This is a genomic window from Streptomyces sp. NPDC006430, from assembly GCF_040612395.1.
In the GTDB taxonomy this organism is placed as follows: Bacteria; Actinomycetota; Actinomycetes; order Streptomycetales; family Streptomycetaceae; genus Streptomyces.
In genome coordinates this window covers 43,552-58,258 of sequence record NZ_JBEXQA010000036.1, presented here as the reverse complement: position 1 = coordinate 58,258, position 14,707 = coordinate 43,552, and the positions used below count along the sequence as shown (strand labels likewise).

Here is a 14,707-nt window from a genome sequence, read left to right as displayed (position 1 = left end):
GTCGGATCGGACAGTGTCGCCCTGCACCCCAACCAAACCTGACCGGGCCACCCTCAGGTTCTCAGCAGCCCTTGACTGCCAATAGGAGCATCAGTGCGGCGTACGGCCCATGCGACGGCCACCAGCAGGGGGGCGCAGAGCAGGAGGCTGGCCAGCACGTCCAGGGGCCAGTGCCAGCCGCGCAGGATCAGGCCGACGGCCGTGGCGGCCGTCAGGAGGAGCGCGGCGGCCATCGGCCACCCGCGGCGGGCGTAGGGGCCGACCAGCAGGGCCGCGCCGATGTAGGCGACGGCCGAGGTGGCCGTATGGCCCGAGGGGTAGTAGCCGGCGGCCCAGGGCTCCAGCGGGCCAGGGCGGGCGGTCCACGTCTTCAGCGGCACGACCAGGGCCGGGACCAGGGCCATCGCGAGGCCCGCGGTCAGGGCCGGGGTCCACGTGCGCGAACGCCGGACGGCGTACGCCATCGCCAGCACCAGGACCGGCACGGCGACCGGGACGTTGCCGAGGTCGGCGAGGCACTCGGTGACCGCGTCCGGGACGGAGCGGACCACGGCGCGGCTGAGACGCTCGTCCGGCGCGAGGAGCGGACCCGAGGTCAGGACCTGCCAGGTCGTCAGGGCGAATCCCAGCAGGGCGAGAAGGGGGAAGATGGCCAGCCGTCCCGGAACAGGGGGGGTGGTTCCGGGAGGGCCGGCCGGATCGGGTTGCCGTGCGCCCCGGGGGGTTTGGGGCGGACGGCCGTCCGATCGGTGAGGAGTGTGCGCGAACGCAGGCCCAGTGCGGCGCTGGGGAAGCCCGGTACTGGTGTCGCCCCCGGTATCCCGGGAACGGGGTGTTTCACTCATCTGCAGAAACCGTACGGCAGCGGAAAGGGGACCGACAGCAGGAACGCGCTCCTGCCATCGGCCCCCCACATCTTCTTCACAGCGCCCGACCGTTACCGGCGGTACCGATGGGGTCGCGCGTTCGGATGCTCGCTCAGATGCCCGCGAACGCAGCCTCGATGATGTCCAGGCCCTCGTTCAGGAGGTCCTCACCGATGACGATCGGCGGGAGGAAGCGGAGCACGTTGCCGTAGGTGCCGCAGGTCAGGACGAGCAGGCCTTCGGCGTGGCAGGCCTTGGCGAGCGCGCCGGCCGCCTCCGGGAAGGGGGTCTTGGAGACCGGGTCCTTGACGAGCTCGATCGCGATCATGGCGCCGCGGCCACGGATGTCGCCGATGATCTCGTACTTCTCCTGCATGGCCGTCAGCCGGGCCTTCATGACGGACTCGATCTTCTTCGCCGCGGCGTTGAGGTCGAGCTCCTTCATGGTCTCGATGGAGCCCAGCGCACCGGCGCAGGCCACCGGGTTGCCGCCGTAGGTGCCACCCAGGCCGCCCGCGTGCGCGGCGTCCATGATCTCGGCGCGGCCGGTCACGGCGGCGAGCGGCAGGCCGCCCGCGATGCCCTTGGCGGTGGTGATCAGGTCCGGGACGATGCCCTCGTCCTCGCACGCGAACCACTGGCCGGTACGGCAGAAACCGGACTGGATCTCGTCGGCGACGAAGACGATGCCGTTGTCGTTGGCGAACTTCACGATCGCCGGCAGGAAGCCCTTGGCCGGCTCGATGAAGCCGCCCTCGCCGAGGACCGGCTCGATGATGATCGCGGCGACGTTGTCGGCGCCGATCTGCTTGGTGATCTGGTCGATCGCCTGGGCGGCGGCCTCGGGGCCGCAGTTCTCGGGACCGGTGAGCCAGCGGTAGCCGTAGGCGACGGGAACGCGGTAGACCTCGGGGGCGAACGGACCGAAGCCGTTCTTGTACGGCATGTTCTTCGAGGTCAGCGCCATCGTGAGGTTCGTACGGCCGTGGTAGCCGTGGTCGAAGACGACGACGGCCTGGCGCTTGGTGTACGCACGGGCGATCTTGACGGCGTTCTCGACGGCCTCGGCGCCGGAGTTGAACAGCGCCGACTTCTTCGCGTGGTCGCCCGGGGTCAGCTCGGCGAGCGCCTCGCAGACCTCGACGTAGCCCTCGTACGGCGTGACCATGAAGCAGGTGTGGGTGAAGTCGGCGAGCTGCGCGGAGGCGCGGCGCACGACGGCCTCGGCCGAGGCGCCGACCGAGGTCACGGCGATGCCGGAACCGAAGTCGATCAGGCGGTTGCCGTCGACGTCCTCGATGATGCCGCCGCCCGCGCGGGCCGTGAAGACGGGGAGCACGGAGCCCACGCCGCCGGCCACCGTCTCGAGGCGGCGGGCCTGCAGCTCCTGCGACTTGGGGCCGGGGATCGCGGTGACGATGCGGCGCTCCTGCGGGACAGCGGTCATAGGGGGCTCCTGGGGGGTGTTTTCGGACGCACTTGTGTCTTTGTCCGCAGGCTAGGCCCGGGGGAGGGGGTACGGCATGCTCCGTTAGGGAGTGGTGCCCGCGTGTCCTTGTCCGCGGCGGCCATAGGAAGGGCGGGGCGCGTGTCTTGTGGACGCGGAGGCGGGCCCGGCCGGTACGGGCCCGCGGTCGCCTCCGGGCAACTACATTGAGCGACGCAGCGCAGGCACGGGCAGGGGGCAGGGGTTTCATGGACACCGACGGCACGTACGGCACGGACGAGAAGCGGCCGCCGCGCGCCGGGCACGTCCCGCGACCCGCCGGCCCGCCGCCCGCCCTCCCGCCGAAGCCCGCCCACGCCCCCGCCGGCGATGGACCGACCCTCGCGGACTGGCTGCGCGCCGACCGACCGGAAGCGGAACCGGGGGTCTGGCGCTACGGCCACACGCCGCGTCCCGCCCAGCAGTCCCCGCAGGTCCCCGACCGCGCCCTGCTGAGCGGCGCCGTCATCTCCTTCCTCGCCTGCGTCCTCGTCTGGTCGCTGATGCGCAACTCGTACCTCCCGTACTGGGACGCGCCGGTGAAGCTGTTCACGCCCAACGACTGGTGGCACGGCAACGGCGAGCCGGTTGCCGGATCCGGCGGGCAGCGCGCCAAGCCGATCTACGAGTTCCTCTTCGACGCCGCGCTCCTCTACGGGTTCGGTCGGCTGGGCAGCTGGCGGCTCGCATGGAACCGCCTCGTCGTGGCGCGCGGCCCGTGGTGGCGGGCCGCCGCGGTCGTCCCCCCGGCCTATCTGACGATCCTGCTCGTCGACAACTACCAGCTGCCGGCGCGCAACCTCGTCTACTCCTTCCTGCCGTTCGGCAGCGACCGGGTGGTCAACCAGCAGCTCGTCAGCACGGCGGACACCGCCGTCGACGTGGCCGTCGTCCTGGCCTTCGCCTGGCTCGTCTGGTGGCTGCGCCGCCGCCCGACGGGCACCACCCCCCTCGGCCCCGGGGCCTCCATCACGGCAGGGCCCGGCCAGGGGGCGGAAGACCCCGCCGCCTGGCCCGAGGTGCGTGCGGCCGGGCTCGTGGAGGTGGCCGACCGGCTCGGGGCCGAAGCCGCTGCCGGGCGGATGAACGACGTCGACTACACGCGGATCCGGCGGGCCTGGGAATCCGCACGGGTCGACCCCTCGCGCGCCGTCGCCTTCGCCGACGCCGTGCGCGCCAAGGGCGCGGGCGCCTGCGTCCACCCGTCCGGCGCGCGGGACCTGCCCGTCCGGGCCGCACGGCACGACCTGCTGGCCCGGCAGGTGCTGCTCGGCACGGTCGACGACAACGAGCGCAACCCGTACGGCAGGCGCGGGACCCGCCTCGCCCTCGACCCCGGGGTGCTCGGCACCTCGCTGCTCGCCGTCGGCCCCTCCGGCGCGGGCAAGACCCGGCAGCTGGTGCGACCCCTCGTCGAGTCGCTCGCCCTCCAGGCACTGGCCGGACAGGCCGCCGTCATCGCCGTCGCCTCGACCGGCACCGACCTCGGGCCGGACGCCGCCTTCGACGTCGTCGTCCGCGTCGCGGACCCCGAGTCCGTGTACGACCTCGACCTCTACGGGGGGACCACCGACCCCGACGAGGCCGCCAACCTGCTCGCCGAAGCGTTCGTAGGCGACGTCCCCGGCGTGGAGGTGCGCCGGGCGGCGACGGCCCTCGCCCAGCTGCTCGGCCCCTTCCGAGCCGCGTACGGGCGTTTCCCCGCCGTGCCCGAGCTGCGCGAGCTGCTCGACCAGGTGCCCGAGGCCCGCGCCGAGCTGCGCACCGCCCTGGAGGACGCCGGCGAGCACGTGATGCTCCGCGAGCTCGACGCCCGCGAACGGCAGTACGGGACGCACGGAGACCCCGGGCCGGCCCTCGCCGACCGGGTGGCCCTGCTCGACCGCCCGGCGTTCGCGGGCTTCTTCGACACCACCGGGCAGGGGCGGCCCTTCTCGCTGCGGGCCCTGGAGCACCCGCTGCGCGTGCGCATCGACCTTCCCGAGCGCGGCCACGCCGACGCCTCCCGGATCCTTGCCCGACTGCTGCTCGCACAGTTCAACGCCTCCGCCGCGGCCCGCGCCGACCGCTCCCTGTTCGCGTTCCTCGCCTTCGACGACGCCTCGCACACCCTGACCCCGCAGACCGTGCGGGGCCTGCAGCGACTGCGCTCGGCCAACGCGGGCGTCCTGCTCACGCTGCGCACGCTGGACGACGTACCGGAGGCGCTGCGCACCCCGCTACTCGGGGCGGTCGGCTGCCGGATGGCCTTCTCAGGGGTCACCACCTGGGACGGCGGGCGCTTCGCCGAGGCCTGGGGCACCGAGTGGGTGGAGACGCGCGACGTGACCCACCGGACGGTCTTCGCCGACCAGCCGCTGACCCGGGCGATCCACGCCTTCCGCAAGCTCGTCACCGGCAAGGCCGTGACCACGGACGCGGTGACCGTGCGGCAGGTGGAGCGGGAGCGGTGGTCGGCCTCCGAGCTGGCACACGCCGTGCCGCCCGGGTACGCGGTGCTGTCGTTGACCTCCGTCCAGGGGGAGCGGGCGGCTCCGCTGCTGGTCCGGCTGGCCGCCACGGGCTGAGTCGACCCGTACGGGGTGGCAGAATCGAGGGGAGTCGTTCATACGACAAGGCGAAATTCCTCGTCCTGCCCTCCCTTCCTTTAAGGCCGCTGGTACCCGATGCCGCTCACCCTCGCCTCACTCGTCCAGCATTCGGCGCTCAAACTCAGCGTCCGGGCGGGGGAGGGCCGCCTCGACACCCCCGTGCGCTGGGCGCACGTCAGCGAGCTCGCCGACCCCGTCCCCTACATGGAGGGCGGTGAGCTCCTCCTGATCACCGCCATGAAATTGGACGCGGAGGACCCGCAGGAGATGCGCCGGTACGTGCGCCGCCTCGCCGCGGCCGGGGTCGTCGGCATCGGCTTCGCCGTCGGGGTGAACTACGAGGCGATCCCGCAGGCCCTGGTCGAGGCCGCCGAAGCGGAGGATCTGCCGCTGCTGGAGGTCCCCCGCAGGACCCCGTTCCTCGCGATCAGCAAGGCCGTCTCGGCGGCCCTCGCGGCCGACCAGTACCGGGCGGTCACCGCCGGCTTCGAGGCGCAACGGGAGCTGACCCGGGCCGCGCTCTCCGCCGACGGCCCCGCCGAGCTGCTGGCGAAGCTGGCGGCACACGTGCACGGCTGGGCCGCCCTGTACGACACCTCGGGGGCCGTCGTCGCGGCCGCCCCGGATTGGGCCGCGCGGCGGGCCGCCCGACTGACCCCGGACGTGGAGCGGCTGCGCGAGCGGCCGGCGCCGGCGAGCGCCGTGGTGGGCGGGTCGGAGGACCGGGTCGAGCTCCAGTCGCTGGGGACGGGCCGGCGGGCCCGCGGGGCGCTGGCCGTGGGCACCGGAGCCCCGCTGGGCACCGCCGAGCGGTACGCCGTGCACTCCGCGGTGGCGCTGCTGACCCTGACCACCGAGCGGTCGCGCTCGCTGCACGACGCCGAATCCCGGCTGGGGGCGGCCGTGCTGCGGATGCTGCTGGACGGGGAGGCCGAGCACGCCCGGGCGGTGGCGGGAGACCTGTACGGGGCCCTGCTGGAGGCGCCGTTCCGGCTGATCGTCGCGGAGCCGGCGCTGCAGGGGACCGCGCAGCCGGAGGGGCTGGCCCTGCTGGCGGACACGGTGGAGTCGGCTGCCGCCCGTGCCGGGGAGGCCCTGCTGGTGGTGCCCGAGCCGGGGCGGCTGGTGGTACTGGCCGCCGACGGGGGTTCCGCGGTGCAGGCCTGCGCGGACCACGCGGAAGCGCTGGAGTCGCGGCGCGGGCGGGAGACGGTGGGGCCGGAGCCGGACGAGCTGGTGGTCGGTCTGTCCGCTCCGGCCGTCCCCTCGGGAGTGGCGGCGGCCTTCAAACAGGCCGATCAGGCGCTGGCCGTGGCCCGGCGGCGGGGCCGCCCGATGGTGGAGCACGAGGACCTGGCGGCGGGCTCGGTCCTGCCGCTGCTCGCCGACGACGCGGTACGGGCCTTCGCGGACGGCACCCTGCGGGCACTCCGGGAGCACGACGAGAAGGGCCGGGGAGACCTGGTGGCCTCGCTCCAGGCGTGGCTCTCCCGGCACGGCCAGTGGGACGCCGCCGCGGCCGACCTGGGCGTCCACCGGCACACCCTGCGCTACCGGATGCGGCGGGTGGAGGAGATCCTCGGCCGCTCCCTCGACGATCCGGACGTCCGGATGGAGCTCTGGCTCGCCCTGAAGGCCACCTCGACCCCGTCGTAGCACCCGGAACACCCGGAGCGCTCGTAGCGCCCGACGTCGATGGGTCCACCGCCGCGCGCGGGAGGGCCCGCGGGGCGACGACACTGACAAAGCGGCGCGGCCGGCGCGGCAGGTACTCCACCCCGGACAAACGCCGAAACGCCCCCGGAGTCCTACGGTGGTGGGGACAAGGACCCGCACAACTCCGAAGGGCCGGGATTCGCATGACTTCCACCCACGCCTTCTGGCTCGCCGGCCGCCAGGCCACCGGCGAGGACAGCTTCGACGTCCACTCTCCGTGGGACAACCGGCTCGTCGGCACCGTCAGCGTGCCCACCGACGCCCAGGTCGAAGAGGCCGTGGCCGCGGCGCACGCCGTGACGGCGGAGTTTTCCGCGACCCCCGCCCACGTGCGTGCCGCCGCCCTGGACCACGTGTCCAAGCGGCTCGTCGAGCGCACCGAGGAGATCGCCCAGCTGATCTCCGCCGAGAACGGCAAGCCCATCAAGTGGGCGCGCGGTGAGGTCGGCCGTGCGGTGTCCGTGTTCCGCTTCGCCGCCGAAGAGGCCCGCCGCTTCAATGGCGGAGAGGCCCAGCGCCTCGACACCGACGCCGGTGGCGTCGGCCGCCTCGCCCTGACCCGCCGCTTCGTCAAGGGCCCGGTCCTCGGCATCGCGCCGTTCAACTTCCCGCTGAACCTGTGCGCCCACAAGGTGGCCCCGGCCATCGCCGTCGGCGCGCCGATCATCCTGAAGCCGGCCCCGGCGACCCCGCTCTCCGGCCTGATCCTGGGCGAGCTGCTCGCCGAGACCGACCTCCCGGCCGGTTCCTGGTCGGTCCTGCCGGTCGCCAACGACAAGATGCCGGCCCTGGTGAAGGACGAGCGCCTGCCCGTCATCTCCTTCACCGGCTCCGACAAGGTCGGCTACGCCATCCAGCAGTCGGTGCCCCACAAGCACTGCACCCTGGAGCTCGGTGGCAACGCCGCCGCCGTGGTCCTGGACGACTGGACCTCCGAGGCCGACCTCGACTGGGCCGCGACCCGCATCGCGACCTTCTCGAACTACCAGGCCGGCCAGTCCTGCATCTCCGTGCAGCGCGTGATCGCCGACGCCTCCGTGTACGACCGTCTCGTCGAGAAGGTCGTCGCGAAGGTCCAGGCCCAGGTCACCGGTGACCCGTCCGACTCCGCCACCGACGTCGGCCCCCTCGTCTCCGAGGACGCCGCCAAGCGCGTCGAGGCCTGGGTCGACGAGGCGGTCTCCGCCGGAGCCAAGCTGCTCACCGGCGGCAAGCGCGAGGGCGCCTCGTACGAGCCCACCGTGATCGCCGAGCTGCCCGCGGACACCACCCTCGCCGTCGAGGAGGTCTTCGGTCCGGTGCTGACGCTGACGAAGGTCGAGAACACCGACGAGGCCTTCGCCGCCGTCAACGACTCGAAGTTCGGCCTCCAGACCGGCGTCTTCACCCGGAACATCCAGACCGCGTTCCGCGCCCACCGCGAGCTCGAGGTCGGCGGCGTGATCGTCGGCGACGCGCCGTCCTACCGCGCCGACCAGATGCCGTACGGCGGCGTCAAGCAGTCCGGTGTGGGCCGCGAGGGCGTCCGCTACGCGATGGACGACTACACGTACGAGCGGGTCCTGGTCCTGACCGGCCTCGACATCTGATCCTCGTACGGCCCAGAGCCGACGGCCGGAGCCCACTGTGCGGGGGCTCCGGCTGTCCCCTTTTCCTTGCTCGGTTTGCCTCCGGGGCGCTCATGCCGGCGAAGGACGCCGTGCGTCCTCGAACCGCTCGTTCCTCGTGGTTTCTCCGGGCGCTCACGGTCTTTCGCCGGGGCGCCCCTTCGGCTCACTCGCCGTCCTTTCCGCCGCAGCGCCCCTCCGGTTCACTCGCCAGGAGGTAGCAGGGCTTACGGGCCGGATTTCCCTCGCTCGGACCGCCCCGGCTTTTCCCGGCGGGCCGGAGAGGGTACGACTCACAGGTAGCACCGGCCAGTAGGCCGGTACCACCGACTCCGGCGGCGAGGTGAGTCCCCTCATGTCCGCAACACAGCCCAAGGTGACCGAGCGCGAGGCACGGCAGGTCGCGGAAGCGGCCCGGGAACAGGACTGGCGCAAGCCCAGCTTCGCCAAGGAACTCTTCCTCGGGCACTTCCGGCTCGACCTGATCCACCCGCACCCGATGCCCGCAGACGAGGACGTCCGGCGCGGCGAGGCCTTCCTGGCCCGGCTCCGGGCGTTCTGCGAGAGCGAGCTCGCAGACGGCCTCCCTGCGCGCATCGAGCGGGAGGCCAAGATCCCCGACGAGACCGTGCGCAGGCTCAAGCAACTCGGTGCCCTTGGCATGAAGATCGACCCCAAGTACGGGGGCCTGGGCCTCACCCAGGTGTACTACAACAAGGCGCTGGCCCTCGTCGCCTCGGTCAGCCCCGCCATCGGCGCCCTGCTCTCCGCGCACCAGTCGATCGGCGTCCCGCAGCCGCTCAAGATGTTCGGCACGCAGGAACAGAAGGACACCTACCTGCCGCGCTGCGCGACCACCGCCATCAGCGCCTTCCTGCTCACGGAGCCGGACGTCGGATCCGACCCGGCACGACTGGCCACCACCGCGGTCCCCGACGGCGAGGACGCGTACGTCCTCGACGGGGTGAAGCTCTGGACCACCAACGGGGTCGTCGCGGACCTGCTGGTGGTGATGGCCCGGGTACCGAAGTCGGAGAACCACCGGGGCGGGATCACCGCCTTCGTCGTCGAGGCAGATTCGCCGGGCGTCACCGTCGAGCACCGCAACGCCTTCATGGGTCTGCGCGGGCTGGAGAACGGCGTCACACGCTTCCACCAGGTGCGCGTACCGGCCGGCCAGCGCATCGGCGCGGAGGGAGCCGGGCTCAAGATCGCACTGACCACCCTCAACACGGGCCGGCTGTCCCTGCCCGCCATGTGCGTCGGCTCCGGGAAGTGGTGCCTGAAGATCGCCCGCGAATGGTCCGGAGTGCGCGAGCAGTGGGGCCGCCCGGTCGCCCGGCACGAGGCCGTGGGCGCCAAGATCTCCTTCATCGCCGCCACCACCTTCGCGCTCGAAGCGGTCGTGGACCTGGCCTCCCAGATGGCCGACGAAGACCGCAACGACATCCGCATCGAGGCCGCCCTCGCCAAGCTCTACGGAAGCGAGAAGGCCTGCCTGATGGCCGACGAACTCGTCCAGATCCGGGGCGGGCGCGGTTTCGAGACCGCCGAGTCGCTGGCCGCCCGCGGCGAGCGCGCCGTCCCCGCCGAGCAGATGCTGCGCGACCTGCGCATCAACCGGATCTTCGAGGGCTCCACCGAGATCATGCACCTGCTGATCGCCCGCGAGGCCGTCGACGCCCACCTGTCGGTCGCCGGCGACCTGATCGACCCCGAGAAGGCACTGGGCGACAAGGCCCGGGCGGGCGCCCGCGCCGCCGGGTTCTACGCCCGCTGGCTGCCCAAGCTGGCCACCGGCCCCGGCCAGGTCCCCGGGGCGTACCGAGGCTTCCACCCGAGCGGTCACCCCGACCTTGCCGTCCACCTGCGCTACGTGGAGCGCAGCGCCCGCAAACTCGCCCGGTCCACCTTCTACGCCATGTCCCGCTGGCAGGGCCGCATGGAGACCAAACAGGGGTTCCTCGGCCGGATCGTCGACATCGGCGCCGAACTCTTCGCGATGAGCGCGGCCTGCGTGCGGGCCGAGCACCTGCGGGCCTGCGGCGACCACGGCCGCGAGGCTTACCAGCTGGCCGACGCCTTCTGCCAACAGTCCCGGGTCCGGGTCGAAGAACTCTTCGGCCGGCTCTGGTCCAACACGGACGACCTGGACCACAGGGTCGTCGCCGGGGTGCTCTCCGGCACCTACGCCTGGCTCGAAGAGGGTGTACTCGACCCCTCCGGCGACGGCCCCTGGATCGCGGAGGCCGCCCCCGGCCCGTCGACGCACGAAAACGTGCACCGCCCCATCCGCTGACCTGCGATCATCGCCGCACGCCGGAACAGGCGTACGAGAGCGGCGACGGGGAATCGGATGAACGTGAACGTGGACAGGGAGAGCCGACGGCTCGCCTGGTGCGTGGCGCTGCTGCTGCGCCACGCACCGGACGCCGTCGCCTCGGACGTCCTGCGGCGCCTCGATGCGCCCACCCGCCGGTTCCTGTGCCGGGACGAGGCGCTGCCCGCCTCCACCGTCACCCTGCTGTTGCGCGAGGGCAGCGACGAGGACCGGCGGCTCGTGGCGCGCAACCCCCGGGTCTTCGGCCGCCCGCTGCCGGGACTGCCCGGGCCCGCGCGCTACGCGGCCCGTACGGGACCTCGGCCCGAACTGTTCGGCACCCTCCGGGCGGAACTGGCCGGCGCCGTGGCGGGCCCCTCGGCAGCCCGCACCGCAGAGCAGCCCCCCGACCCGGCAGCCGGTTCCGCAGCCGGCCCCGGGCTGAGCACCGCGGAGCTGGCCTTCCTCCTGCGCCGGCACGGGCGCCGCCGACCGCGGGTCCCGCTCGCCCTGCTGCGCCTTCCGTACGAGCAGGACCCCGCGGCCCTGCTCGCGGAGCACGCCCGCGCCCCGTTCGCGCCCGGCGCCGTCGAAGCCCTGCTGCTCGTCGGCGGGCTGCCCCGCGAAGCCTGCCTCGGGCTGCTCGACAGCCGCGCGCGGCGCACGTACGGGCCGGGCTGGCACCGCCCGGCCGTCCGGGCCGTCCGGATGGGCCTGATCACCTTCGACGAACTCGTCACGCACACCGCGCCCGCCCACCGCACCCTGCTCCTCACCGACCTGACCGTGCGGGGCGCCCTGCGCTGGAACCTGCCCGAGAAGGCGGAGTTGCGCACGGCCGTCGGCCGGGTCCTGCGCCCCGCGCTCGGCGACGACCCGCGGCGATGGACGGAGCTGGCGCGGTGCGCCCCCGGCTTCGACGGCACCCTTCCCGAGCTCGCGGCAGCCGTTGCCGCGGGCACGGCCAGTGCTGCGCAGCGCCCCGATCCGGCCCCGGTGGCCGGTCTCGCCCGGGCCGTCGAGGCCCTCGGCCCCTCCTCGCCCTGGCCGGCGGCCGGCGGTGTCGACCGCGAACTGGCCCTGGCGAGCCTGGGCGTCCCCAATGCGATGGGGGACATCCACGAGGACATCCGCTGGGTGCGGGCCTGCCTCGACCGGCGCATCCTCACCGGCGCCGACGTGATCCGGTACAAGGCCCCCGCCGCCTGGGCGCTGGACGAGGACCACTGGCTCGGCGACATCGACCACCCCGACCGGCACGACCGGCACCCGTGGGTGCTCGAAGCGCGCGCCGAGGCCGACCGGCTGCTCGACGGCGCCCTCGGTACCGACGCCGACGCCTGGTGGCGGGCCGCCCGCACCCTGCCGGAATTCATCGGCAGCCTCCCGGATCTGCTGGCGCAGGTCTCGGACGGGGACTCCGTGTCCAAGCGCTCCTGAGTTGCGGCAACAATGGGGGGCATGAGCGACCGCCCAGCCCCCCTTGCCGATCCGCACCTCCTCTTCGACCCCGCGGCCGGCCGGCGGGACATCGTCATCCTCGGCTCCACCGGGTCCATCGGGACCCAGGCCATCGACCTCGCCCTGCGCAATCCGGACCGGTTCCGGGTGACGGGGTTGTCCGCCGCAGGCGGGCGCGTCGGACTGCTGGCCGAGCAGGCCCGGCTGCTGCGGGTGAACACCGTGGCCGTTGCGCGCGAGGACGTCGTGCCGGCCCTGAAGGAGGCACTGAGCGCGCAGTACGGCGCCTCCGAGCCGCTGCCGGAGATCCTGGCCGGGCCCGATGCGGCGACCGAGCTCGCCGCCTCGGCGTGCCACACCGTGCTCAACGGCATCACCGGTTCCATCGGCCTCGCGCCCACCCTCGCCGCACTGCGGGCGGGCCGCACCCTGGCCCTGGCCAACAAGGAGTCGTTGATCGTCGGCGGCCCGCTGGTCAAGGCCCTCGCGAAGCCCGGCCAGATCATTCCGGTCGACTCCGAGCACGCGGCCCTCTTCCAGGCGCTCGCCGCCGGCACCCGGGCCGACGTGCGCAAGCTCGTGGTCACCGCCTCCGGCGGCCCCTTCCGTGGCCGCACTCGCGCTGAGCTGGCCGGCGTCACCGTCGAGGACGCCCTCGCGCACCCCACCTGGGCCATGGGCCCGGTGATCACCATCAACTCGGCGACCCTGGTCAACAAGGGCCTGGAAGTCATCGAGGCGCACCTGCTCTACGACATCCCCTTCGACCGCATCGAGGTCGTGGTCCATCCGCAGTCCTACGTCCACTCGATGGTGGAGTTCTCCGACGGTTCCACGCTCGCCCAGGCGACCCCGCCGGACATGCGCGGACCGATCGCGATCGGCCTCGGCTGGCCCGAGCGGGTCCCGGACGCGGCTCCCGCCTTCGACTGGAGCAAGGCGTCGACCTGGGAGTTCTTCCCGCTGGACACCGAGGCCTTCCCGTCGGTCGGACTGGCCCGGCACGTGGGCACCCTGGGCTCCACCGCCCCCGCCGTGTTCAATGCGGCGAACGAGGAGTGCGTAGCGGCGTTCCTGGCCGGCCGGCTGCCGTTCACAGCAATCATGGATACGGTCTCTGCCGTGGTCGATGAGCACGGGACGCCGGACGCGGGAACTTCCCTCACCGTCGCGGACGTCCTCGAAGCGGAGACCTGGGCCAGGGCCCGGGCACAGGAGATGGCGGCCAGGGCCGCCGTGGAGGCGCGCGCATGACGGCATTCATGACGGTGCTCGGAGTAATCATCTTCGGATTCGGGCTGCTCGTTTCCATCGCCTGGCACGAGCTCGGCCACCTCTCCACGGCCAAGCTCTTCGGCATCCGGGTGCCCCAGTACATGGTCGGCTTCGGCCCGACCATCTGGTCGCGGCACAAGGGCGAGACCGAGTACGGGATCAAGGCCATCCCGATGGGCGGCTACATCCGCATGATCGGGATGTTCCCGCCCGGTGAGGACGGCAGGGTCACCGCCCGGTCGACCTCGCCGTTCCGCTCGATGATCGAGGACGCACGCTCGGCGGCGTACGAGGAACTCCAGCCGGGCGATGAGACGCGGCTCTTCTACACGCGCAGGCCGTGGAAGCGCGTGATCGTGATGTTCGCGGGCCCGTTCATGAACCTGGTGCTGGCGCTGGCGATCTTCTTCGGCGTCTGGATGACCTTCGGGCTCAACCAGCTGACCACCCAGGTCGCGAGCGTCTCGCCGTGCGTCATCCAGCAGAGCGAGAACCGCGAGGTCTGCAAGGACGGCGACCCGGTCGCCCCGGCCAAGGCCGCCGGTCTGCAGGCGGGCGACAGGATCGTGGCGTTCAACGGCCGCAAGGTGGCCGACTGGGCCGCCCTGCAGAAGCAGATCCGCGACACCATCGGCCCCGCCACCGTCACGGTCGTCCGGGACGGGAAGCAGCAGTCCCTCCCGGTCAACCTGATCGAGAACAAGGTCGCCAAGACGGACGGCCGCGGCGGATACGTCAAGGGTCAGTACGTGACGGCCGGCTGGCTCGGGTTCAGCCCGATGAGGGAGACCACCCAGCTGTCGTTCGGCCAGTCCGTGGACCACATGGGCGAGGTCGTCGACAACAGCGTCCAGGGGCTGCTGGGGCTCCCGGCCAAGATCCCGGCGCTGTGGAACGCCGCCTTCGGCGGCGCCGAGCGCGAGCCCGACTCCCCGATGGGCATCATCGGTGCCGCCCGGATCAGCGGTGAGATCGCGACCATGGACATCCCGGCCGAGCAGCGCCTGGTGTTCTTCCTCCAGCTCGTCGGTTTCTTCAACCTCTCGCTGTTCCTGTTCAACATGCTGCCGCTGCTACCGCTGGACGGCGGGCACATCGCGGGCGCCCTGTGGGAGTCGATCCGGCGCACCCTGGCCCGGGTCTTCCGGCGCCCCGACCCGGGCCCGTTCGACGTGGCCCGACTGATGCCCGCCGCGTACGTGGTGGCCGGCGTCTTCGTCTGCTTCACGCTGCTCGTGCTCGTGGCGGACGTGGTGAACCCGATCAAGATCACCTAGTTCGTCCGCAGGTGCGGTGGGACGTACGGGAGCCGGGCACGCTTCGTGCCCGGCTCCCCACAATTCGGGTGTTCCACGCCTCGGATGCGTGGGCCGCGCCGTGGTTGG

General features: G+C 72.7%; 9 protein-coding genes. 7 read left to right on the top strand and 2 right to left on the bottom strand.

Annotated elements, in window-relative coordinates:
* Positions 1 to 53: 53 nt before the first annotated feature.
* Both ABZZ20_RS32055 and gabT read right to left on the bottom strand, forming a co-directional pair.
* Positions 54 to 845, bottom strand: a complete 792-nt coding sequence (locus ABZZ20_RS32055; RefSeq protein WP_356875693.1) for a phosphatase PAP2 family protein — start codon at positions 843 to 845, stop codon at positions 54 to 56.
* Positions 846 to 978: 133 nt separating this feature from the next.
* Complete coding sequence (gene gabT / locus ABZZ20_RS32050) at positions 979 to 2,313, bottom strand: 4-aminobutyrate--2-oxoglutarate transaminase (protein ID WP_356875691.1); 1,335 nt, start codon at positions 2,311 to 2,313, stop codon at positions 979 to 981.
* A 248-nt stretch (positions 2,314 to 2,561) separates the two neighbouring features.
* Between gabT and ABZZ20_RS32045 the strand changes: the two genes are divergently transcribed.
* The 7 genes from ABZZ20_RS32045 (at position 2,562) to ABZZ20_RS32015 (ending at position 14,599) form a co-directional block, all read left to right on the top strand.
* Positions 2,562 to 4,919, top strand: a complete 2,358-nt coding sequence (locus tag ABZZ20_RS32045; protein ID WP_356875689.1) for an ATP/GTP-binding protein — start codon at positions 2,562 to 2,564, stop codon at positions 4,917 to 4,919.
* 99 nt (positions 4,920 to 5,018) lie between these two features.
* Positions 5,019 to 6,599, top strand: a complete 1,581-nt coding sequence (locus ABZZ20_RS32040) for a PucR family transcriptional regulator (protein ID WP_356875687.1) — start codon at positions 5,019 to 5,021, stop codon at positions 6,597 to 6,599.
* A gap of 203 nt (positions 6,600 to 6,802) precedes the next feature.
* Positions 6,803 to 8,248: an aldehyde dehydrogenase family protein gene (locus ABZZ20_RS32035; protein ID WP_356875685.1), complete on the top strand. Its 1,446-nt coding sequence runs from the start codon at positions 6,803 to 6,805 to the stop codon at positions 8,246 to 8,248.
* Positions 8,249 to 8,621: 373 nt separating this feature from the next.
* Entirely contained in the window at positions 8,622 to 10,565 is a 1,944-nt protein-coding gene (locus ABZZ20_RS32030) for an acyl-CoA dehydrogenase family protein (protein WP_356875683.1), read from the top strand.
* Between the two features lie 57 nt (positions 10,566 to 10,622).
* The gene (locus ABZZ20_RS32025) at positions 10,623 to 12,026 is read left to right on the top strand and encodes a hypothetical protein (RefSeq protein WP_356875681.1); all 1,404 of its coding nucleotides are present in this window, start codon (positions 10,623 to 10,625) and stop codon (positions 12,024 to 12,026) included.
* A 21-nt stretch (positions 12,027 to 12,047) separates the two neighbouring features.
* Positions 12,048 to 13,301 carry a 1-deoxy-D-xylulose-5-phosphate reductoisomerase gene (dxr, locus tag ABZZ20_RS32020; protein ID WP_356875679.1) on the top strand — a complete coding sequence of 418 codons (1,254 nt, stop codon included), beginning with the start codon at positions 12,048 to 12,050 and terminating at the stop codon, positions 13,299 to 13,301.
* Positions 13,298 to 14,599: a site-2 protease family protein gene (locus ABZZ20_RS32015; protein WP_356875677.1), complete on the top strand. Its 1,302-nt coding sequence runs from the start codon at positions 13,298 to 13,300 to the stop codon at positions 14,597 to 14,599. The genes dxr and ABZZ20_RS32015 overlap by 4 nt, the downstream gene beginning before the upstream one ends.
* The last annotated feature ends 108 nt before the right edge of the window (positions 14,600 to 14,707 follow it).